Origin of the sequence: Sphingobium sp. YR768 (assembly GCF_900111125.1) — a bacterium.
Classification (GTDB): domain Bacteria; phylum Pseudomonadota; class Alphaproteobacteria; order Sphingomonadales; family Sphingomonadaceae; genus Sphingobium.
In genome coordinates this window covers 350,904-372,119 of sequence record NZ_FOGE01000003.1, presented here as the reverse complement: position 1 = coordinate 372,119, position 21,216 = coordinate 350,904, and the positions used below count along the sequence as shown (strand labels likewise).

23 protein-coding genes are annotated in these 21,216 nt (G+C 62.8%); 14 read left to right on the top strand and 9 right to left on the bottom strand.

Annotated elements, in window-relative coordinates; genetic code table 11:
• Positions 1 to 163 precede the first annotated feature (163 nt).
• Entirely contained in the window at positions 164 to 2,269 is a 2,106-nt protein-coding gene (locus BMX92_RS06455) for a RelA/SpoT family protein (RefSeq protein ID WP_093013625.1), read from the bottom strand.
• Positions 2,270 to 2,380: 111 nt separating this feature from the next.
• Here BMX92_RS06455 and BMX92_RS06450 point away from each other — a divergent pair, with 111 nt between their 5' ends.
• The 3 genes from BMX92_RS06450 (at position 2,381) to BMX92_RS06440 (ending at position 4,985) form a co-directional block, all read left to right on the top strand.
• Positions 2,381 to 2,863, top strand: coding sequence for a winged helix-turn-helix transcriptional regulator (locus tag BMX92_RS06450; RefSeq protein ID WP_093013622.1), 483 nt, complete (start codon positions 2,381 to 2,383; stop codon positions 2,861 to 2,863).
• Positions 2,864 to 3,075: 212 nt separating this feature from the next.
• Positions 3,076 to 4,188 (top strand): sensor histidine kinase, encoded by a 1,113-nt coding sequence (locus tag BMX92_RS06445; protein ID WP_093013619.1) that lies wholly within the window; start codon positions 3,076 to 3,078, stop codon positions 4,186 to 4,188.
• The gene (locus BMX92_RS06440) at positions 4,185 to 4,985 is read left to right on the top strand and encodes a LytR/AlgR family response regulator transcription factor (protein ID WP_093013616.1); all 801 of its coding nucleotides are present in this window, start codon (positions 4,185 to 4,187) and stop codon (positions 4,983 to 4,985) included. Before BMX92_RS06445 ends, BMX92_RS06440 begins: the two co-directional genes overlap by 4 nt.
• Before the next feature lie 226 nt (positions 4,986 to 5,211).
• Here the strand turns inward: BMX92_RS06440 and BMX92_RS06435 are convergent, their stop codons facing one another.
• Positions 5,212 to 5,943: an SDR family oxidoreductase gene (locus BMX92_RS06435; protein ID WP_093013612.1), complete on the bottom strand. Its 732-nt coding sequence runs from the start codon at positions 5,941 to 5,943 to the stop codon at positions 5,212 to 5,214.
• A 177-nt stretch (positions 5,944 to 6,120) separates the two neighbouring features.
• Between BMX92_RS06435 and BMX92_RS06430 the strand changes: the two genes are divergently transcribed.
• The gene (locus tag BMX92_RS06430; RefSeq protein ID WP_093013609.1) at positions 6,121 to 7,026 is read left to right on the top strand and encodes an AraC family transcriptional regulator; all 906 of its coding nucleotides are present in this window, start codon (positions 6,121 to 6,123) and stop codon (positions 7,024 to 7,026) included.
• 138 nt (positions 7,027 to 7,164) lie between these two features.
• Here the strand turns inward: BMX92_RS06430 and BMX92_RS06425 are convergent, their stop codons facing one another.
• A complete protein-coding gene (locus BMX92_RS06425) occupies positions 7,165 to 7,581 on the bottom strand; it encodes a GtrA family protein (RefSeq protein ID WP_093014015.1) in 417 nt (138 codons plus the stop codon).
• 140 nt (positions 7,582 to 7,721) lie between these two features.
• On the opposite strand from BMX92_RS06425, the gene BMX92_RS06420 reads away from it, so the two are divergent.
• Positions 7,722 to 9,620, top strand: a complete 1,899-nt coding sequence (locus tag BMX92_RS06420; protein WP_093013606.1) for a hypothetical protein — start codon at positions 7,722 to 7,724, stop codon at positions 9,618 to 9,620.
• On the opposite strand, the gene BMX92_RS06415 is transcribed toward BMX92_RS06420, so the two are convergent.
• Positions 9,582 to 10,040 (bottom strand): nucleoside deaminase, encoded by a 459-nt coding sequence (locus BMX92_RS06415; RefSeq protein WP_093013603.1) that lies wholly within the window; start codon positions 10,038 to 10,040, stop codon positions 9,582 to 9,584. The genes BMX92_RS06420 and BMX92_RS06415 overlap by 39 nt on opposite strands.
• A 203-nt stretch (positions 10,041 to 10,243) precedes the next feature.
• Entirely contained in the window at positions 10,244 to 10,465 is a 222-nt protein-coding gene (locus BMX92_RS06410) for a hypothetical protein (protein ID WP_093013600.1), read from the bottom strand.
• Between the two features lie 132 nt (positions 10,466 to 10,597).
• On the opposite strand from BMX92_RS06410, the gene rpmB reads away from it, so the two are divergent.
• Complete coding sequence (rpmB, locus tag BMX92_RS06405) at positions 10,598 to 10,891, top strand: 50S ribosomal protein L28 (protein ID WP_093013597.1); 294 nt, start codon at positions 10,598 to 10,600, stop codon at positions 10,889 to 10,891.
• A gap of 116 nt (positions 10,892 to 11,007) precedes the next feature.
• On the opposite strand, the gene BMX92_RS06400 is transcribed toward rpmB, so the two are convergent.
• Positions 11,008 to 12,003, bottom strand: coding sequence for an esterase-like activity of phytase family protein (locus tag BMX92_RS06400; RefSeq protein ID WP_093014012.1), 996 nt, complete (start codon positions 12,001 to 12,003; stop codon positions 11,008 to 11,010).
• Between the two features lie 189 nt (positions 12,004 to 12,192).
• On the opposite strand from BMX92_RS06400, the gene BMX92_RS06395 reads away from it, so the two are divergent.
• Entirely contained in the window at positions 12,193 to 12,618 is a 426-nt protein-coding gene (locus tag BMX92_RS06395; RefSeq protein WP_093013590.1) for a glycine zipper 2TM domain-containing protein, read from the top strand.
• Between the two features lie 69 nt (positions 12,619 to 12,687).
• On the opposite strand, the gene BMX92_RS06390 is transcribed toward BMX92_RS06395, so the two are convergent.
• From BMX92_RS06390 to BMX92_RS26875, 3 genes are all read right to left on the bottom strand, one after another.
• Positions 12,688 to 12,945 (bottom strand): hypothetical protein, encoded by a 258-nt coding sequence (locus BMX92_RS06390; protein WP_177184950.1) that lies wholly within the window; start codon positions 12,943 to 12,945, stop codon positions 12,688 to 12,690.
• Between the two features lie 91 nt (positions 12,946 to 13,036).
• Entirely contained in the window at positions 13,037 to 13,252 is a 216-nt protein-coding gene (locus BMX92_RS06385) for a circumsporozoite protein (protein WP_093013587.1), read from the bottom strand.
• Positions 13,249 to 13,482: a hypothetical protein gene (locus tag BMX92_RS26875; RefSeq protein ID WP_143066731.1), complete on the bottom strand. Its 234-nt coding sequence runs from the start codon at positions 13,480 to 13,482 to the stop codon at positions 13,249 to 13,251. Before BMX92_RS26875 ends, BMX92_RS06385 begins: the two co-directional genes overlap by 4 nt.
• Here BMX92_RS26875 and BMX92_RS06380 point away from each other — a divergent pair.
• The 7 genes from BMX92_RS06380 (at position 13,481) to BMX92_RS06350 (ending at position 21,061) form a co-directional block, all read left to right on the top strand.
• Complete coding sequence (locus tag BMX92_RS06380; RefSeq protein ID WP_093014006.1) at positions 13,481 to 14,452, top strand: ArsR/SmtB family transcription factor; 972 nt, start codon at positions 13,481 to 13,483, stop codon at positions 14,450 to 14,452. The two genes, BMX92_RS26875 and BMX92_RS06380, sit on opposite strands and share 2 nt — an antisense overlap.
• A complete protein-coding gene (metF, locus tag BMX92_RS06375) occupies positions 14,449 to 15,366 on the top strand; it encodes a methylenetetrahydrofolate reductase (protein WP_093013584.1) in 918 nt (305 codons plus the stop codon). The genes BMX92_RS06380 and metF overlap by 4 nt, the downstream gene beginning before the upstream one ends.
• Before the next feature lie 97 nt (positions 15,367 to 15,463).
• The gene (locus BMX92_RS06370; protein WP_093014003.1) at positions 15,464 to 16,510 is read left to right on the top strand and encodes a homocysteine S-methyltransferase family protein; all 1,047 of its coding nucleotides are present in this window, start codon (positions 15,464 to 15,466) and stop codon (positions 16,508 to 16,510) included.
• A gap of 118 nt (positions 16,511 to 16,628) precedes the next feature.
• Complete coding sequence (metH, locus tag BMX92_RS06365) at positions 16,629 to 19,229, top strand: methionine synthase (protein ID WP_093013582.1); 2,601 nt, start codon at positions 16,629 to 16,631, stop codon at positions 19,227 to 19,229.
• Between the two features lie 126 nt (positions 19,230 to 19,355).
• On the top strand, positions 19,356 to 19,790 hold the full coding sequence (locus tag BMX92_RS06360; RefSeq protein ID WP_093013579.1) for a DUF488 domain-containing protein: 435 nt from the start codon (positions 19,356 to 19,358) through the stop codon (positions 19,788 to 19,790).
• A 94-nt stretch (positions 19,791 to 19,884) separates the two neighbouring features.
• A complete protein-coding gene (locus BMX92_RS06355) occupies positions 19,885 to 20,823 on the top strand; it encodes a right-handed parallel beta-helix repeat-containing protein (RefSeq protein ID WP_093014000.1) in 939 nt (312 codons plus the stop codon).
• Between the two features lie 43 nt (positions 20,824 to 20,866).
• Positions 20,867 to 21,061, top strand: coding sequence for a hypothetical protein (locus BMX92_RS06350; protein WP_093013576.1), 195 nt, complete (start codon positions 20,867 to 20,869; stop codon positions 21,059 to 21,061).
• Positions 21,062 to 21,216: the final 155 nt, after the last annotated feature.

Below are 21,216 nucleotides of genomic sequence, written 5' to 3'. Positions count from 1 at the left end.
ACCACCCAATTCCCTCATTCCCGCGACCCGAAGGGCGGCCGCAGGCCAACGCGGGAACCCATCTCCCAACCTCTCAACAAGGTGAAAGGGAGAGAGATGGATCCCCGCCTGCGCGGGGATGCCGGTGTAGGGATGATGCGTTGCCTATCCACCCGTTTGAGCCTTAAACCCGGTCCGCCTGCACCACGATGTCGATCGCGCGGAGCGCCTGCAAGATGCGGTTGAGATGCTGCGCGTCGGCGACTTCCAGATCGATGATGTCGGTGTGGAAGGGGCCTTCGCGGTTCACCAGTTGCAGGTTGAGGATGTTCGCCTTGGTCGCGCCGAAGACATTGGCGACGGCGGCGAGGGCGCCCGGCTGGTTCTTGACGATGACGGAGAGGCGGGCGGTGCCGCCTTTCGACTTGCTGTCCCAGGACAGGTCGACCCAGTCGTCGTCCTGATCCACCTCCAGCGAGCGGCAGTCGATCGTATGGACCTCGATCGGCTCGCCGGTGCGGCGCACGCCCACGATGCGGTCGCCGGGAACGGGGTGGCAGCAGTCGCCCAGATTATAGGCGATGCCCGGCGTCAGGCCGCGGATCGACACGGGTTCATGCTGGCGCGGATGGGCTTCCTCCACCCCTCCCGCCGTGGTGGAGCCGGGCATCAGCGCCTCCATCACTTCGGAATCGAGCACGCGATGGGTGGCGATGGCGACCATCAGCGAGGCGCGATCGTCCAGCTTCAGCCGCTTGAGCGCGGCGTTCAGCGCCTTTTCGCCCAGTTCCTTGGCAAGGTCCGGGGAGAAGCGGCCGATGATTTCCTGATAGAGCTTCTCGCCCAGCGCGATTTCTTCGCCCCGCTGCTTCTGGCGGATATAGCGGCGGATCGCGGCGCGGGCCTTGCCGGTGATGGCGAAGGTCAACCAGCCCGGTTGCGGTTCCTGTCCCTCCGATTTGAGGATTTCGACCTGATCGCCATTTTCAAGATTGGTGCGCAGCGGCACGACGCGGCCATTCACCTTCGCGCCGACCGTCTGGTTGCCGAGCGAGGTGTGCACGGCATAGGCGAAGTCGACCGGGGTCGATCCCTTGGGCAGCTGATGCAGTTCGCCCTTGGGCGAGAAGGCGAAGATGCGATCCTGATACATCGCCATGCGGGTATGTTCGAGCAGCTCGTCCGCATCCTGGCTTTGCTCCAGGATTTCGACCAGGTCGCGCAGCCATGCGGCATGCTGATCGGCGGCGTCGCCCTTCTGCTTATAAGCCCAGTGCGCCGCTAGCCCCAGCTCCGCGTCATTATGCATGTCGCGGCTGCGAATCTGCACCTCGATCCGGGCATTGTCCTGATGGATGACGGTGGTGTGCAGCGACTGATAGCCGTTGCGCTTGGGCGTGGAGATATAATCCTTGAACCGGCCGGGCACCATTTTGAACGTCTGGTGGATGATGCCGAGCGCGCGATAGCAATCCTCGGTCGAGGCGGTGATCACGCGGAAGGCCATGACATCGGTCAGCTGTTCGAAGCTGATATGCCGTTCCTGCATCTTCTTGAAGATGGAATAAGGGTGTTTCTCACGGCCCGACACGCTGACCGACATGCCCTGACCCGCCAGCAGCAATTGCAGTTCGGCCCCGATCCGGTCGACCTTGTCATGGCCGCCTTCCTTGAGCTGCTCCAGCCGTTTGGTGATGCTGTCATAGGCTTCCGGCTCGATCTCCCGGAAGGAGAGGAGCTGCATCTCGCGCATGAAATCATACATGCCGATCCGCTCGGCCAGCGGGGCGTAGATATCCATCGTCTCGCGGGCGATGCGGCGGCGTTTGTCGGGATTCTTGATGAAGTGCAGCGTGCGCATATTGTGCAGCCGGTCGGCCAGCTTCACCAGCAGCACGCGGATATCGTCCGACATGGCGAGCAGGAACTTGCGGAGATTTTCCGCCGCCCGCTCATTTTCGGACATGGCCTCGATCTTCGACAGCTTGGTCACGCCGTCGACCATGCGCGCGACATCCTTGCCGAACGCGCTCTCAATCTCCTCATAGGTGACGAGCGTATCCTCGATCGTGTCGTGCAGCAGCGCGGTCACGATCGTCTGGTCGTCCAGATTGAAATCGGTCAGGATGCCCGCCACTTCGATCGGGTGGCTGAAATAGGGATCGCCGCTGGCGCGCTTTTGGCTGCCATGCTTCTGGACCGAAAACACATAGGCGCGGTTGATCATCGCTTCGTCCGCATCCGGATCGTAGCGCTTTACCCGTTCGACAAGTTCATATTGACGTAGCATCGTTTCCCGATTGTGTTGGAAGAGCCTTGTCGTGCAACAAAAAAATCCCATATCGATGGAATAAGTCGGCACTTTTGCAACAACCGGCGCTTTGCGCTATGCGATAGACCCATGAAACATAATCTTGCCCAGGATCTGGAACAATGTGCGCTCCCCGCCGCGCTGGAGGCGATGGGTGAGCGCTGGTCCTTCCTCATCCTGCGCGGTGCGCTGTCGGGCATCCGACATTTCGAGGAATTCCAGTCTACCCTGGGCATCGCCCGCAACATATTGGCCAACAGGCTGAGCCGGCTGGTCGAAAATGGCATCATGCTGCGTCAGCCGATGCAATGCGACCGGCGCAAGGTGGAATATCGGCTGACCGAAAAGGGGCAGGATCTGGCGCCTGCCATGATCGCGCTGCGCCAGTGGGGCGAAAAATGGGGCTGCGCGCCCGCATCCTGCCAGGTTCTGGCGGACAAGCGCGACGGCCAGCCGATCCGCAGTATCGCTATCCAGGCGCATGACGGCCGTCTGCTGGACCTGACCGATCTGGTATGGGTGTGTCCCGACGAAGTGACCCCCATGGCGGAGGCCCCGGCCGTCGCGGCCTGACGATGGCGCAGTGGCTTTCAGCACTAAACGACGTTGCACTATGTGTTGCCCCGTCATTGCGAGCGCAGCGAAGCAATCCACTGGCGCACTCATGGATCGGTTGGGCGTTGCCCGCTTTCGGCCCGCTGCGCGCGCAATGACGGTTCGAGTCCCGGCCACTATGCCGTAAAGCGGCTTTGACCATGGGCCCAAATCGCCTAAGTCTGTCGGCAATGTCCGTATCCGTGCCTCGCATCAAGCCGCAGCCCTTTTTCGCTGACAAGAATCGCGCCTTCTGGAATTTGCAGTCGGTCGGATGGGCCGGCGCTTTCCTGCTGCGCGGATCGTCCACCATCGCCAATGGGCAGCCGCTGTCCAGCCTGGTGCCGGTGATCATATCGACCGTCACCGGCTATTCGGTGACGCTGCTGATCGCGGTGATGTTCCGTTTCCTGCTGAAACAGCGGCCGATCATCCGCTGGGGCGTGTCGATCGTAACGGTGGTGCTGGCGGCCGGGCTGGTCGCCTTTATCGATGCCTGGGTCTTCTCGACCCAGAATAGGGCGAGCGAGACGGCGGGGCTGCAACTGTTTCTGGGCGCCTTCTATCTGTCGATGACGCTGCTGGGGGCATGGTCCTCGCTCTATTACGCCATCAATTTCTATCTGACGGTGGAGGAGCAGGCGGACCAGTTGCTGCTGCTGGAAAACCAGGCGGCCAATGCGCAACTGGCGATGCTGCGCTATCAGCTCAATCCGCATTTCCTGTTCAATACGCTCAACAGCATCTCGACTCTGGTGCTGCTCAAGCAGACGGATCGCGCCAATGCGATGCTGTCGCGCCTGTCCTCCTTCCTGCGCTATACGCTGATCAACGAGCCGACCGCGCAGGTGACGATCGAGCAGGAGATCGAGACGCTGAAACTCTATCTGGAGATAGAGAAGATGCGGTTCGAGGAGCGGCTGCGCCCGGTCTTCAGCATCGATCCCGCAGTCGCGCGGGCGCGCCTGCCTTCGCTTTTGTTGCAGCCGCTGGTGGAAAACGCGATCAAATATGCGGTCACGCCCAAGGAGGAAGGGGCGGAAATATCGGTCAGCGCGCAGCCTGCCGGGGATAATGTCCGGATCGTCGTATCGGACAGCGGGCCGGGATTGAATGAAAGCGGAATGAGGCCGCACATCCCCATGAGCGAGGGGACCGGGATCGGCCTGCCGAACATCCGGGACCGTTTAATTAAGGCCTTCGGGGAACGACAGAGCTTCGAAACGCGTTCCACGCCGGGCGGATTTTCGGTCATCATCGAAATTCCGCTTAACATGGATGAAACATCGAAAGTGGCCGCATGACCATAAGAACAATCCTCGTCGATGACGAAAGCCTGGCTGTTCAGGGCCTTGCACTGCGTCTTCAAGCGCATGAGGATGTCGAAATCGTCGAAACCTGCACCAATGGCCGCGAAGCGATCCGCGCGATCAAGACGCATAAACCCGACCTTGTGTTCCTGGATATTCAGATGCCCGGTTTCGACGGCTTTTCCGTCGTCCAGGGCCTGATGGAGGTGGAACCGCCGCTAGTCATCTTCTGCACCGCCTATAGCGATTATGCGATCCGCGCGTTCGAGGCGCAGGCGGTCGACTATCTGATGAAGCCGGTGGACGAAGGCCGTCTGGCCGATGCACTGGACCGCGTACGCCAGCGCCTGAGCGAAAAGCGACAGGTGCAGGAAGTCGAAAAGCTGCGCGAAGTGCTGGCCGAGGTCGCGCCGCAGGCGATGAGCGATTTTGCGTCCGACGATGATGCGCCGGCGTCCAACCGCTTCGAAAAATTGATCAATATCAAGGATCGCGGGCAGATTTTCCGCGTCGACGTGGATTCGATCGAGCGGATCGACGCGGCGGGCGACTATATGTGCATCTATACCGCCGACAATTCGCTGATCCTGCGCGAGACGATGAAGGATCTGGAAAAACGGCTCGACCCGCGCAATTTCCAGCGCGTGCATCGCTCGACTATCGTGAATTTGAGCCAGGTGCGGCAGGTGAAGCCCCACACCAATGGCGAATGTTTCCTGGTGCTGGAAAGCGGCGCGCAGGTGAAGGTCAGCCGGTCGTACCGCGACGTGGTGGCGCGGTTCGTGCATTGACATAAGCCAATCGTCATTCCTGCCTGCGAATGGATGACTTGATCTTAGAGAAAGGGTCGCTTCATCGGAGGCGATCCTTTTTCCATGGTTCAATCCAAGACGCGACGGGTTGTTTCATACGAAGCGTTCCCCGGCGCAGGCCGGGGCCCAGTTCAGACCGTGGAACTGGACCCCGGCCTTCGCCGGGGAACGGAGAGTCAAAGCTTCATATCATCGCTTGTTGGTATCAATCCATCGTCCGTACCGGCCGCACGATCAGTTCGTTGACGTCGACGTCGGCGGGCTGTTCCACCGCATAGGCGATGGCGCGGGCGATCGCGTCCGGGGTGAGGGCGATGGCGCGGAAATCCTCCATCGCGGCGGCGGCGCCCGCTTCGGTGATGGTGCCGGCCAGTTCGGATTCGACCACGCCCGGCGACACCACGGTCACGCGGATATCGTCATGTTCCATGCGCAGCCCGTCGGAAATGGCGCGGACCGCATATTTAGTGGCGCTATAGACGCCGCAGGTCGGCCAGACGCGATAGCCGCCGATCGACGAGATATTGACGAAATGGCCGCTGCGCTGCGCCTTGAAGCGGGGCAGGGCGGCGGCGATGCCGTGCAATACGCCGCGAATATTGACGTCGATCATCCGGTCCCATTCGTCGACCTTCAGGCTGTCGAAGCGGGAGAGCGGCATCAGGCCGGCATTGTTGACCAGCACGTCCACCCGGCCAAATTCCGCCTCCGTCGCGGCGATGAACGCTTCCACATCGGCACGGTCGGTGACGTCCAGCGCGCGGAAGGCGACGGTGCCGCCTGCGGCGTTCAGTTCGTCAGCCAGCTTTTCCAGCCGGTCGGTGCGCCGCGCGCCCAGCATCAGCTTCGCGCCCCGCGCCGCCAGCAGTCGCGCCGTGCCTTCGCCGATGCCGCTGCTGGCGCCGGTGATCGCGATGACCTTGTTCTCGATAGCCATGATTCAGTCTCCTTGTCCGGCGGATCGAGCGTCGATCCGATGGGCCATGAATGCGGCATGATGGGGCTGGAGCGGTAGAACAGGCTTGCGGAAGGATTGCACGATATTCCATTTCGGCGATGCGGCCCTGTTCGCGCACCATGCGTTCACTTAGAAGTAGGGTAAGGAGAATACCCCATGTCGCATCAGGCCCTTGGTCAGCAGATTGCCCGATATGCCGATGGTGATGGCATTATCGATACTGCCATCCCGCGCCTGACGCTGGTGCGCTGGTCGCATGTCGGCGAGCCTGTGCATATGCTGCAACGACCCGCTTTGTGCATCATCGCGCAGGGGGCCAAGACGGTGATGCTGGGCGACAGCCTGCTCTCCTATGGCCCGGCCAGCTATCTGATCGCCTCGCTCGATCTGCCGATCACCGGCATCGTGACGGAGGCGGAGGATGACGCGCCCTATCTCTGCTTCTGCCTCTATCTCGATCCGGCGATGCTGTCCGACATCGCGATCGCCCTGCCGCCAATTGGGCCGCCGGTCGCGCCGGTGGCGGAGGGGAGCGCGCTGTCGCTGCATCCGATCACGCCAGAACTGCTGGACGCGGCGACACGGTTGACGGCGCTGCTGGGCCAGGCGGAGAGCGCGCCTTTGCTCGCGCCGCTGGTGGAGCGGGAATTGCTGGTGCGACTGATGACCGGGCCCAATGGCGGCATCATCCGCGCGATCGCCAGCGGGGAAAGTCGCACCGGCCAGATTGCCCGCGCTATAGGTTGGCTGAAGGCGCATTTCCGCGAGCCGTTCAGCGGACCCGATCTGGCGGGGCTGGCGGGCATGAGCATATCGAGCTTCCACGATCATTTCCGCCGGGCGACGGCGATGACGCCGCTGCAATATCAGAAGCAGTTGCGGTTGCAGGAAGCGCGCAAGCTGATGCTGGCGGACCGGCTGGACGCGGCGGAGGCGGGCTATCGCGTCGGTTATGACAGCCCTTCGCAATTCAGCCGCGAATATCGCCGCCTGTTCGGCGCCCCGCCACAGCGGGACATGGGGCGGCTAAGGGGACTGCCGCAGGTGGCATTGGCGATTTGAAGGGGACCCAAGGTTCCTATCGCGCCGTCATCCCAGCGCAAGCTGGGATCTCTTTTCTCTTTCAAGCGCATTGTCCGAAGAAGTGAGATGCCAGCTTTCGCTGGCATGACGCGATATGCTCGGTTTGCTACCCCGCCTTTAGCGGAATACCCATTGGCGGTTGAGGCCGAAGACGATGAGCGGCGTCACGAAGATCATCGCCGGGATCGGCGACCATTCGGGCCAGTGCATATGGGTGACGCACAGATAGACCCACAGGGCATTGATCGCATAGCTGATCAGCGAGACGGCGACGAAGCGGACGCCGCGTGTCGCATGGCCGCCGCCGGTGCCATGGCCGCGAAAGGTGAAGGCGCTATGGCTGGCATAGCCGATCGCGACCGCCGCGACATAGCCGATGAAATTGGCCAGTTGGGGATGCAGCCCGACCGGTGCGGCCAATGCCCAGTAGATCGCCGCCTGACAGGCGGTGACGAACAGGCCGGTCACGCCATAGCGGACGATCTGCCAGAACAGCGCGCCATGCTCTGCATATAGACGTGACAGATATTTCATGACGGCCCCGGTTGCGCTTTGATGCTGAGCCATAGACGGCAATTTTGTCGGAAGCAAAATTGCCGTCCGGCTTTCTGTTGGCCGGGATTTCCGAGCCGTGAAATGTTCCATTTCAATCGAAATCCCTCTAGGCGACGCGAATGACCTTGCCTAGCGGTGATACCTTGCGCGCCCGCATCCGCCATTGGATGCCGATCCTGACCGCTTATGTCCAGCGGCACTGGAAATGGCTGACCTTCCTGATCTGGGTCATCATCGCCGTGTCGATGGTGATGACGCGCTGGGCGGCGATCCACTGGCTGGTGCTGAGCGATACCGACGACAATATCCGCTATGTGCAGGTGAAGGACTGGCTGGCCGGGCAGGGCTGGTACGATCTGCGCCAATATCGACTCGATCCGCCGGGCGGCGCGAATATCCACTGGTCGCGGCTGGTGGATATCCCGATCGCGGGCCTGATCCTGTTCTTTCGCGCGTTCGTCGATCAGGGTCTGGCCGACCGGCTGGCCTGCGGCATCGCGCCGTTGCTGCCGCTGTTGCTCCTGATGCTCTCGCTCGGCTTCATCGGGCGGCGGCTGGCGGGGCCGAATGGCTGGTTCCTGGCGGCGCTGGCGCCGCTGGCCGCACAGATGGCGCTGGGCATGTATGCGCCGATGCGGATCGACCATCATGGCTGGCAACTGGCGCTGGCGGTGACGACGCTGGCGGGGGTGATCGACACGAACCGGGGGCGGGGCGGCCTGATCGCGGGGATCAGCAGCGCATTGTCGATCGCCATCGGCATGGAGATGATCGTCTATCTGGCGGCTGGTGGCGCGCTGATCGCGCTACGCTGGGTCTTCCGGCCGGGCGCGGAGCGGCGGATGCTGCCCTATGGCCTGAGCCTCGCAGGGGCGACGTCGATTCTGTATGTGCTGTTCGCCAGCTACGCCAATCGGGCCATGGTGTGCGACGCTCTCTCGCCCATCTGGGTGGCGGTGTTCGGCGCGGCGGGTGCGGGCATGGTGATCCTGTCGATCGCGCCCCTGCGCGGATGGCCGGTGCGGATGGCGGCAGGCGCGATCGTGGGCGGAGCGGTCGCCGTCTTCTTCTACCTGAACTGGCCGCAATGCCTGACCCCCTATCAGATTTCGCCCGAACTCCAGCGCCTGTGGCTCGCCAATATCCGTGAGGCCAAGCCGATCACGGTGCAGGCGCAGAGTCTGGTGGTGCCGCTGATGGCGGTGCCGGTGGCGGGGCTGATCGGCCTGTTCTGGGCGCTATGGGATGCCCGGCGCGACACGGAGCGGCTGTGGGCCTGGGCGACGGTGGGACTGATGATGGTCTTTTCCACCGCCCTGCTTTTCTGGCAGTTGCGTGCGGGGCCGGCGGCGCAGTTGATGGCGATCCCGCCGGCCGCCTGGGCCGCGCATCGACTGGTCGCCGCGATCCTGACCGGCAAGCGCCGGGTGAAAATCGCCGCCGGGGGCGGGGTGGCGCTGCTCGCCGCCATCGCCTTTGCCTATCCGCTTTATCCGCAGATCGTGACGTTGTGGCAGGCGGCGACGGGTACGAAGCCCAAGCCCTGGCGCCCGTCGGCCATCGCCCGCACCGACAATATCAAGAAGGCCAATGGCCGGTGCCGCACATTGCCGGCGCTGGCGGTGCTGGATCAGTTGCCGCCGGCCACCATCTTCACTTTGGTCGATCTGGGGCCGCGCCTGATCGCCACGACGCATCATAGCGCGTTAGCCGGTCCCTATCATCGCAACGGCGCGACGATCCTGGACATCCACCACGCCTTTGACGGGCCGACGCGCGATTTCCGCGCGATCGCGGCGAAGCATCATGCGACCTATCTGCTGGTCTGCCCCTGGTTCCCCGAAGGCACCATCTATCAGTCGCGCAGTCCGGGCGGCTTCTATGCCGATCTGATGCGCGACAAGCGGCCCGACTGGCTGATCCCGGTGAAGCTGGAGACGGCGATGACGTTGCCCTATCAGCTCTACCGAATAGATTATTCAGCGCCGGACGGCAAAAAAGTCACGCAGCAGCGCTGAGGCTTCCGCTTCTGCCAGCCCGCCATAGACTTCAGGGCGATGCAGGCATTGCGGCTGGGCGAAAAGGCGCGGCCCCTGTTCGATCGCGCCACCCTTCGCATCGCCCACGGCATAATAGAGGCGAGCGATACGGGCATGGGAAATGGCGCCTGCACACATCGGGCAGGGTTCCAGCGTGACCCACAGGTCGCAGCCGGTCAGCCGGTAGTCGTGCAGATGTGCCGCCGCAGCCCGCATGGCGACGATTTCGGCATGGGCGGTGGGATCATTGTCGCGTCGGTTGCGATTCTCGCCCTCGCCGATGACGACGCCATCCTTCGTCACGACGGCGCCGATCGGCACTTCGCCCGCCGCCTGTGCCGCATGGGCAAGATCAAGGGCGCGACGCATGGGCGCTGGCAGAGGAAAGGGCGAAGCCATAAGCCCCGCCCGTTACAGGATCATGCGCGCGGAAGGAAGTTGGAGAGCGTTTGAGAACGGATGCGGGTCGGTCTGGCGGTGCTTTTGCACGTTGGCGGCGTCGCGATCTCACCACGATGTCCCAGCATCGCGGTTTCGATCACTCCTCGCCAGCGCGCAAAATCTCTCGCCAGCCCTCAACCGCACCATTCTCAAACACTCTCTTAGGGCTTCTTCACGTCCACCGTGGGCACGGCCACGGTTTCGTTACGGGTGCCGACCTCCACCTTGGCGACGTTCGCCTCATATTTGGGGAGCGCGCCTTCCTTCACGGCGATTTCGGGCAGGCGCCCGTCCTGCGTCTTTTGCAGGTCGATGAAGCCGGTGGCGATACCGCCGGCCAAAACAATCAGAACAATGATCAGCAAGCCACCAATGAGTCGCATTTCGCCCTCCTATGGGTTAACAGCGCTCCAACGCACTCCCCGGCAAAAGGGTTTCCCGGGTTGACGCGATGGCCGAATCCCGTTATCGGCGCGGCTTTCCGAACGAACCCGATTTTCAAAGGTTGATTGACTATGTCGCGCATTTGCGAGCTGACCGGTAAGGGTCGCCAGGTGGGTCACAATGTTTCCCACGCCAATAACAAGACCAAGCGAGTGTTCCTGCCGAACCTGCAGAACGTATCGCTGCTCTCCGAAACGCTGGAAACCAGCGTGAAGCTGCGCGTGTCGACCCATGGTCTGCGTTCGGTCGAACATAATGGCGGCCTGGACAACTGGCTGGTCAAGACCAGCGACGACAAGCTGTCGCTGAAGGCCCGTCGCCTGAAGCGCGACATCGTCAAGAAGAAGGCTGCCGTAGCAGCCTGATTCGCCTCGATTCGTTTCGGCATAAGGAGCGGCCCCTCACCGGGCCGCTTTTTTGCGTGTGTGCTGTTTTTTGAAGAATGGCTGGGCCGACGGCTGCTGCCTGACAGGCCCGACCCTTACAACTCCCCGTCCGGCAACCCGAATTTCAGCAGCAGGGTGCGCTGGAAGAATTCGTGATTGTCGTCGGACACGACCCAGATGATCGTGCGGCCTGCCTCGCGCGTGACGGCGATGCCTTCGAAATTGTCGGCGAGCAGCGGCGGCGCCAGCCGGGCGAGGGTGCGGGCTTTGAGTTCCGTTCCCGGCGTCAACCGATCAGGCAGCTCGACGATCGCGATGGTCGCGGTGAACAGATCCTCCAGCGTCAGCCGCCGGTTCAGCACCAGCAGATGATGCGCGTCAATCGCCACGGCGTCGGTCGGGCGATAGCCCTTGGGCGGGGTGTAGCGCAGGTGGATCGGATCGGGCGTGTCCTTTTCCGCCGGATCGCCAGCGAAGAGCAGGCTGTCATGCTTGCCATCGGCGGTCATCCCCATTTCGCCGATCACCAGAAAGCGGCCGTCGGGCAGGCGGGCGAGCGATTCGATCGATCCGGTCTTGGGCCAGGCCATGATTTCCGGCCAGGTGCGGCACGCCTCCACCCGCGCGAAGCCGGGGCCATAGCGGCACACCGCCTGTTGCAGTTCGAAGCCAACCCAGTAGCGATCGCTGACGGGATCATGCGCCAGCGATTCCGAATCCCAGGCCCACCAGGGGCGATAGCGATCCTGCGCGCGGATCGGCAGCGGGGCGATGAAGGGGCGGCGGGCAGCTTCGCCGGGCCCCACATGGAAACCCATCAATATGCCTGAATCGCTGAGGCCCAGCACGTCGCCCGGCGGCGCTACCAGCAGGGCGGAAATGCCGCCAAAGCCGGGGTTGGCGCTCTCCAGCGCCCAGCCGCCCAGATAGTCGAGTGCCCCCACATGGCGGAGTGCGGCATCGACGCTGCTGAGTGGCAAGGGCTGCGCCCGCACCAGCAGGGCGCCGGCCTGCACACTTTCGGGCTTCCCCGGATGCGGCGCGGGCAGCAGCAAAATCGCAAGGGCCAGGACAATCAGGATTCGCTGCATCGCACCGGCCATAGGGGATTATCCGGCAGGGCGCAGCAGAACAGTGACGGGTGGCGCGCACCTGAACGCTGGCTGTCACCCCCATTCAGGCTCGGCTCAACGCGACTCCGGCATAAGGGCGTCAATCGAAGGGCAATCCCGTTCTTTTTCAACGGCCGCCCAAGAGGATGGCAATTGAGGAGCAGAGCCATGAAGATGAAGTTTCTTGTGAATATGGGAGCCGCCCTGGCCATGGGCGTGGCATCGCTGGCCGTTTCGGCGGCCCCTGCGCAGGCGCGCGATCATTATCGTGGATATGATCGGGGCGACTATTATCGCGGCGGATATGACCGGGGTTATCGTGGTTATGATCGTGGCTATCGCGGCGATTATTATCGCGGCGGTTACGACCGTGGCTATCGTGGTGATCGCTATCGCGGCTATCGTGGCGGTTATCGCTGCCGGGACAATGGCACGGGCGGCACCATCATCGGTGCAATCGCCGGTGGCCTGCTGGGTAATGAAATCGGCAAGGGTTCTGGCCGCTATGGTCGCCGTGGTGACGGCACGACCGGCGCCATCGTGGGCGCTGGCGTGGGTGCGCTGGCCGGTCGGGCGATCGATCGCAATTGCTGATCCGACAAGGGTCGCGCAAGGGAAGAGGGCCGCTCCGCAAGGGGCGGCCTTTTTTCATGCCTGCGTCGATCAGGGGCGGGGAGCAGGCTGGGGCGGGACGCGGTTCCGGTCCGCGCGCGCGGCGGCTGTCGCGGCGGGGTTCAGTCCGGCATCGTCGCTTTGTGCGGCGCCGGCCTGCGCATCCAGACGAGCGGCGGCTTCGTTGAGCGCTCTTGCCTCCCCGGCGCTGACGCCGCCAACGCCATCCTGATCGCCGGAACCGCCGCAAGCGCCCAGCATCAGTATAGGCATCAATGCAGCCATCAGGGGCAGGGTGATCCGCTTCATGGGCATGGTCTTCCGGGAAGAGGGGCCAAAAAGAAAGGGGCCGCGCCGTTGCCGGTGCGACCCCTTTCGAATATTTCGCAAGAAGCGAAAATTACATCGCGTTCGCGGCGTTGTTGGTCGCGTTCGACGCAGCGTTAGCGGCGTTGTCGGCGGCGTTCAGCGCAGCGTTCATGGCGTTGTCGGCAGCGTTCGAAGCGTTCTCAGCAGCGTTGGCAGCGTTGTTGGCGGCGTTTTCATGGCCACCCGAGCAAGCAGCCAGGCCGAGCGAAGCAGCGAGAACGAGCGAAAGAGCAATCGACTTGGTCATGGGTTAAAACCCCTCTCTGAGAAAAACAAAATGCAGACCACTCTCGGAGAAAAGCTCACCCCCCATTGCGCCTGCCCTTTGATTCCTAATGCTTTGGAAAGAGCAAGGCAATCCCATTCATAAAGCTGAAAGGTTGGGTTGCCGCCGTTTTGCCGGATCATGGATGAAAAATGCACGGAAAATTCACTGGCATTGACGTATATAAAGAATTCTTTATATGGCATGGACATGCATGCGGCACTCGACATTTTCCGGGCACTTGGTGATCCGACGCGGCTGCGCGTGATCCATCTGCTGCGGGCGATGGAACTGGCTGTCGGGGAAATTGCGCAGGTTGTCGGGCAAAGCCAGCCGCGCGTTTCGCGCCATGTTCGCATCCTGGCCGAAGCCGGATTGGTGGAGCGGCGCAAGGAAGGCAATTGGGTGTTTTTGCGGCTGAGCCGCGATGCCGCCTTCGCGCCTTTCCTGACCCTGTTCGACCAGTTGGAAACATCCGACAGCGAAGCTTTGTGGCAGGCGGCCGACCTTGCCCGGCTGGCGGCGGTGCGGGCCGACCGGGCGAAAGCGGCGGAAAGCTATTTCGCGGAACATGCCGAGGAATGGGACGCGATCCGGTCGCTCCATGTCGCCGAAGCCGATGTGGAGGCGGCGATGACCGCACTGCTGACGCGCGAGCCGATCGGCCATCTGCTCGATATCGGCACCGGCACCGGGCGGATGATCGAACTGTTCGGTGACGCAGCGCGGCAGGTGACGGCGATCGACCGCAGCCCCGACATGCTGCGGCTGGCGCGGACCAAGTTGCCGGCCGACGCAGGCGACAAATATGCGCTGTTGCTGGGCGATTTTATGGATCTGCCGTTGGCGCCGGGTGGCGCCGACACGGTCGTCCTGCATCAGGTGCTGCATTATGCACAGGCGCCTGAAATGGTGATCGCCGAGGCCGCGCGCGTCACGGCGCGGGACGGGCGGGTGCTGATCGTCGATTTCGCGGCGCATGAACGCGAAGAACTGCGCACGCGCGATCAGCATGCGCGTCTGGGCTTTTCGGACGAACAGATGGATGGCTGGTTCGCTGCGGCGGGACTGGCGCTGGAACGGGTGGAAACGCTGCCCGGCCAGGAACTGACGGTACAACTCTGGCTGGGGCGGCGCAGGACGGCGCGCATCCTGCCCATCGAAGAACGGATTTCCGCATGACCCTGAATGATCCTGCCGCCCCCCTTTATGCGGACCTGGCCGGCGACTGCCAGGTCAGCTTCGAATTCTTTCCGCCCAAGACGGAGAAGATGGAAGCGCAGCTCTGGTCCGCGATCGAGACGCTGACGCCGCTGGCGCCCAAATTTGTGTCCGTCACCTATGGCGCGGGCGGCTCCACGCGGGAACGGACGCATAATACGGTCGCGCGCATCGCGAAGGAAACGCCGCTGGCGGCCGCGGCGCACCTGACCTGCGTGGCCGCGAGCAAGGATGAGATTGGCGAGATTGCCGACGCCTATTGGGAAGCGGGCGTGCGCCACATTGTCGCCCTGCGTGGCGATCCGCCGGAAGTGGGTGGCAAGTTCGAGCCGCATCCCGATGGCTATACCGGCGCGGCCGATCTGGTCGAAGGGCTGATGCAGCGCCATCCGTTCGAGATTTCCGTCTCCGCCTATCCGGAGGTGCATCCCGAAGCCGCGAGCGCGCAGAGCGATCTGGATAATCTGAAGCGCAAGCTGGATGCCGGGGCGACCCGTGCGATCACCCAATTCTTCTTCGCGCCCGACACCTATTTCCGCTTCATGGACAAGGTGCTGGCGGCGGGCATCAGCGCGGATATCGTGCCGGGCATCATGCCGGTCGGCAATTTCTCCGCGACCCAGCGCATGGCCGCCATGTGCAATACCGATGTGCCGAGCTGGATGGCGCGCCTGTTCGAAGGGCTGGACGATCATCCTTCCGCGCGCCAGCTCGTGTCGGCGACGATCGCGGCGGAATTGTGCCGGAAGCTATATGAAGGCGGCGTGCGCGATTTCCATTTCTACACGCTCAACCGGGCGGAACATAGCTATGCGATCTGTCATCTGCTTGGGCTGAGGCCCAAAGTGGCGGTCGCGGCTGACGTGACCGCTTGATATATGTTTCCGTTCGCCCTGAGCCTGTCGAAGGGCCTTACTTCTTTTCCAGAAAGGGCGGGGCTTCGACAGGCTCAGCCCGAACGGGGTTTTGATGATGTCCGCTGAACAGAAATTGCGCGCTTTGGCCGCCGAAAAGATCCTGATCTTCGACGGTGGTTATGGCACGTCGATCCAGAAACATGGGCTGACCGAAGCGGATTATCGCGGCGATCTGGACCTGAGCAAGGACCAGAAGGGCAATAACGACCTGCTCTGCCTGACCCGGCCGGACATCGTGGAGGGCATCCACACCGCCTATCTCGACAATGGCGCCGACATGATCGAGACGAACACCTTCAGTTCGACCAAGATCGCGATGGCGGACTATGGCTGCGAGCATCTGGTGTGGGACATCAATATCGCCGCCGCGAAGATCGCCCGTGCCGCCTGCGAGAAGGCGACGGCGAGGGACGGCAAGCCGCGCTTCGTGTGCGGTTCGATCGGGCCGACGAACAAGACGCTGTCGATCTCGCCCGACGTGAACGATCCGGCCTATCGTGAAGTCGATTATGATACGCTCAAGGCCGATTATCGTGAACAGTGCGACGCGCTGATTGCGGGCGGGGTGGATTTCCTGCTGATCGAAACCTGCTTCGATACGCTGAACGCCAAGGCGGCGGGCATGGCTGCGCGTGAAGCGGAGGCGGCGTCGGGCCGCCCGGTGCCGGTGATGCTCAGCTTCACCATCACCGACATGTCGGGCCGCAACCTGTCGGGCCACACGATCAACGCCTTCTGGTATTCGCTGCGGCATTTGAAGCCGCTGACGATCGGCGTGAACTGCGCGTTCGGTGCGGATTTGCTGCGGCCTTATCTGTCGGAACTGTCCAAGAATGCCGACACGCTGATCCTGGCCTATCCCAATGCGGGCCTGCCCAACGAACTGGGGCAATATGACGAACTGCCGGAAACCACCGCGAAGCTGATCCGTCAGTGGGTGGATGAAGGGCTGGTCAACATGGTTGGCGGCTGCTGCGGCACGACGCCTGCGCATATTGGCGCAGTGGCGAAGGCGCTCGACGGCCACAAGCCGCGCGTGGTGCCGGAGTTGCAGGTCGTGACCCGGCTCGCCGGCCTCGAACCGATGCACATCGCTGCGTGAATTACCGGAGGGGGTAACTCTCCTCCGTTCGCCCTGAGCCTGTCGAAGGGCTGAACTTTCTTGAAGAAAAGGACTGGGCTTCGACAGGCTCAGCCCGAACGGATTTAGAGAACGGGATATGACCACCCAATCCACCGCCACCTTCGTCAATATCGGTGAACGCACCAACGTCACCGGCTCGGCCAAGTTCAAGAAGCTGATCATGGCCGGCGATTATGCCGCCGCCATCGACATCGCCCGCGAGCAGGTCGAAAATGGCGCGCAGATCGTCGACGTGAACATGGACGAAGGCCTGCTCGACGCGGTCGAGGCGATGACCACGTTCCTGAAGCTCATGACGTCGGAACCGGATATCAGCCGCGTGCCGGTCATGATCGACAGCTCCAAATGGGACGTGATCGAGGCGGGCTTGAAATGCGTTTCCGGCAAGCCGGTCGTCAATTCGATCAGCATGAAGGAGGGTGAGGAAGCCTTCCTGCATCATGCGAAGCTCTGCATGGCCTATGGCGCGGCGGTGGTCGTCATGGCGTTCGATGAGACGGGGCAGGCGGATACGCAGGCGCGCAAGGTCGAGATTTGCGAGCGTGCTTACAAGCTGCTGATGACCATCGGCTTCCCGCCCGAGGATATCATCTTCGATCCCAATATCTTCGCGGTGGCGACCGGGATCGAGGAGCACAATAATTACGGCGTCGACTTCATCGAAGCCTGTCGCGAGATCAAGAAGCGCTGCCCGCATGTCCATATTTCGGGCGGCCTGTCGAACTTCTCCTTCTCTTTCCGCGGCAACGAACCGGTGCGTCGGGCGATGCACAGCGTGTTCCTGTACCATGCCATTCCGGCGGGGCTGGACATGGCGATCGTCAATGCCGGGCAACTCGACGTCTATGACACGATCGATCCGGCGCTGCGCAAGGCATGCGAAGATGTGCTGCTGAACAGCGATCCCGAAGCGGGCGAGCGGCTGGTCACGCTGGCGGAAAGCTATCGCGGCAAGGATGCGGCGACCGAAAAGGCCGCGCAGGAATGGCGCGGCTGGCCGGTCGCCAAGCGGCTGGAGCATGCGCTGGTCAAGGGCATCGACATGTATGTGGTGGAGGACACCGAAGAGTGCCGCCTCGCCGCCGCCAAGCCGATCGAGGTGATCGAAGGGCCGCTGATGGACGGCATGAACGTGGTCGGCGACCTGTTCGGCGCGGGCAAGATGTTTCTGCCGCAGGTGGTGAAATCCGCCCGCGTCATGAAGAAGGCGGTCGCGCATCTGCTGCCCTATATCGAGGCGGCCAAGGAACCGGGCGCCAAGGGCAAGGGCAAGATCATCATGGCGACCGTGAAGGGCGACGTGCATGATATCGGCAAGAATATCGTCGGCGTCGTGCTCCAGTGCAACGGCTTCGAAGTGGTCGACATGGGCGTGATGGTGCCCTGGCAGGACATCATCAAGGCTGCGAACGATCATGACGCGGACATGATCGGCCTGTCCGGCCTCATCACCCCCTCGCTGGACGAGATGGTGACGGTGGCGCAGGAAATGCAGCGCGCCAATATGGTGATGCCGTTGCTGATCGGCGGGGCGACCACCTCGCGCGTGCACACGGCGCTACGCATCGATCCGGCCTTTACCGGGCCGGTGGTGCATGTGCTGGACGCCAGCCGCGCCGTGGGTGTGGCGACGGCGCTGGTCAGCGAAACGCAGAAGAATGATTTCGTCCAGAAGACCAAGGATGATTATGAGCATGTCCGCGTCGCCCGCGCCAACAAGGGGCAAAGCGCGCTGATCAGCATCGCGGATGCCCGCGACAATGGTTTCGAGATTGACGAGAGCCTGAAGGCGCCGCGTCCGCGCCTGCCCGGCGTCCATCGCTTCCCCGACTGGGATCTGAAGGATCTGGTCCAGTATATCGACTGGACCCCCTTCTTCCGCGCATGGGAACTGGCCGGCAATTATCCCGCGATCCTGACGGACGAAGTGGTGGGCGAAAGCGCGACCAGCCTGTTCGCCGATGCACAGAAGATGCTGGACAAGATCGTCAACGACAAATGGCTGACCGCGCGCGGCGTGGCGGGCCTGTGGCCCTGCCGCCGTGAGGGCGACGACATCATCGTCCATGTAGAGGATGAGAAGCACTATACCCTGCCGATGCTGCGCCAGCAGATCCAGAAGCGGGAAGGGCGCGCCAATATGTGTCTGGCCGACTTCATCAGCCATGATGGCGACTGGATGGGCGGCTTTGCCGTGTCGATCCACGGCATCGAACCGCATCTGGCGCGGTTCAAAAATGCGATCGATGACTATTCGGACATTCTTCTGAAGGCACTGGCCGACCGTCTGGCCGAAGCCTTTGCCGAGCGGTTGCACCATTATGTCCGCACTGCGCTGTGGGGCTATGCGGAGGGCGAGCAACTCACCAACGAAGCGCTCATCAAGGAACAATATCGCGGCATCCGCCCGGCGCCCGGCTATCCCGCCTGCCCGGAACATAGCCTCAAGCCGATATTGTTCGACATGCTGGACGCGCATCACGCGACGGGCGCGACCCTCACGGAGAGCTTTGCGATGCTACCGACGGCAGCGGTCAGCGGCTTCTATTTCGGCCATCCGCAGGCCGAATATTTCGGCGTGGCCCGCGTGGGGCGTGATCAGTTGGAGGACTATGCCCAGCGGCGCGGCATCGATCTGGAAACGGCGGAGCGCTATCTGCGGCCTAATCTGGACTAAGGGCTTGTTCCCCGGCGAAGGCCGGGGTCCAGTTGAAAGGGGCGAACTGGGCCCCGGCCTTCGCCGGGGAACGGCCTATGGACGATCGTGGCTGTAAACACGCCATCCCCTCCCTATCTCCCTTCGATGAAAATCTTTACCATCGGCTATGAAGGCACGACCCAGCCGGCGTTGATCGCTGCCTTGCAAGCCGCCGGTGTGCGCCTCCTTGCCGACGTCCGCGCGGTGCCGCTGTCGCGTCGCCCCGGCTTCTCGAAGAACATCCTTGCCGCTGGCCTGCGTGAAGCGGGCATCGACTATGTCGGCCTGAAGGCGCTGGGCACGCCTGCCGAAGGGCGCGAAGCCGCGCGTAAAGGACAGCATGCCCGCCTCGCCGAAATCTACACCCGGCAACTCGATCTTCCCGAAGCGATCGTGCAGGCCGAACAGTTGAAGGACATGGCAGCGGAAATTCCCACCGCCTTGCTCTGCTTCGAACGCGACCCGTCCGGCTGCCACCGGTCGCTATTGATCGACGCGGTGTTGCCGGATGCGGAACGGGTCGACCTGTTTCCTGCTTAAAGGCCCGCCCCCAACCTGTCCCATAGCGGGGCAGCGGCCGATTGCCCCCATTCCCGTCTTGGTCCTGCAACCGGTCGGGCCTATCCTGCCGCCCATGCGCATCCTCTCCACCACGCTCCTCGTCTCCGCCGCGATCGCTTCTACTGCGGTGGCGCAGGGTAATGCCGCTCCCTTTACCGTCGCGGAAACGGGGCAGGGCTTTGCATCCATCGGGGATGCGCTGGCGGCGATCGGGGATCGGCGCGGCACGGTGGTTGTGGCGCCGGGCACCTATCATCAGTGCGGCGTGCAGCAGGGGGGCGACGTCACCATCCGCGCCGCGACGCCCGGTACGGTAATCTTCGACGGGGTGCCGTGCGAGGGGAAGGGCGCGCTGGTGCTGCGCGGGCAGGCCAGCACGGTCGACGGCATCATCTTTCAGAATATCCGCGTGCCCGACGGCAATGGCGCGGGCATCCGGCTGGAAAGCGGGAACCTGACCGTCCGCAACAGCCTGTTCCGTAACAGCGAGGAAGGCATCCTCACGGGCGATTATGATGGCGGGCAGGTGGCGATCGACAAGTCGACCTTCCGCAAGCTGGGGCGGTGCGACCGCGATCTGGATTGCGCGCATGGCATCTATATCGGGCGGCTCGCCAGCCTCTCCGTCACCAACAGCCGCTTCGATCAGGGCGATGGCGGCCATTATCTGAAAGCCCGCACCGCCCGCGTCACCATCAGCGGCAACAGCTTCGACGACAGCGGCGGGCATCTGACCAATTATATGATCGACCTGTCCAATGGCGCGACCGGCACCATTACGGGCAATGAAATGGTGCAGGGCAAGGACAAGGATAATTGGTCCGCCTTCATCACCGTCGCGCCGGAGGGCCGCGAACATTCCAGCGCCGGGCTGGTGATCGAGGGCAACAAGGCGGGCTTCGTGCCGGGGCTGGAACGCGGCTCTACCTTCGTCGCCAATTTCACCGACGATGCGGTGAAGATCGGCGCGAACGAACTGGCGCCCAGCATGAAGGTCAAGGATCGCCGTTAGTCCGGGCGCTGACTTCGCCGCGCTGATCTGCTAGGTAAGCGCCATGCGAACCACCTATGACAGCGCGACCGTCCGCCTCTATCATCTGGGCGATGATGGGGCGGCCATGACGATAATGTATGGCCCGCTCAGTCAGGCGCTGCATGTCGCCGAGCAGCAGCCGGCCGAGGTGCAGGACGGCCTTTTCCTGGCGACGGACAATGATGTCGTCGCCTATCTGGATCTGATCGAAAGCTGATTTTCGGGAAAGCCACCGGGTGGGGGATGCGTGGCGGAGACCTGCCTGCATCCCCCGGGTAGTTGAACGGTGGGAACAGCGATCAGAACGCAATCGCCATGCCAATATGCGGCGGGCACGGGAAAGCGGGGGGTGCAAAGGTTAACGCCGCAGCG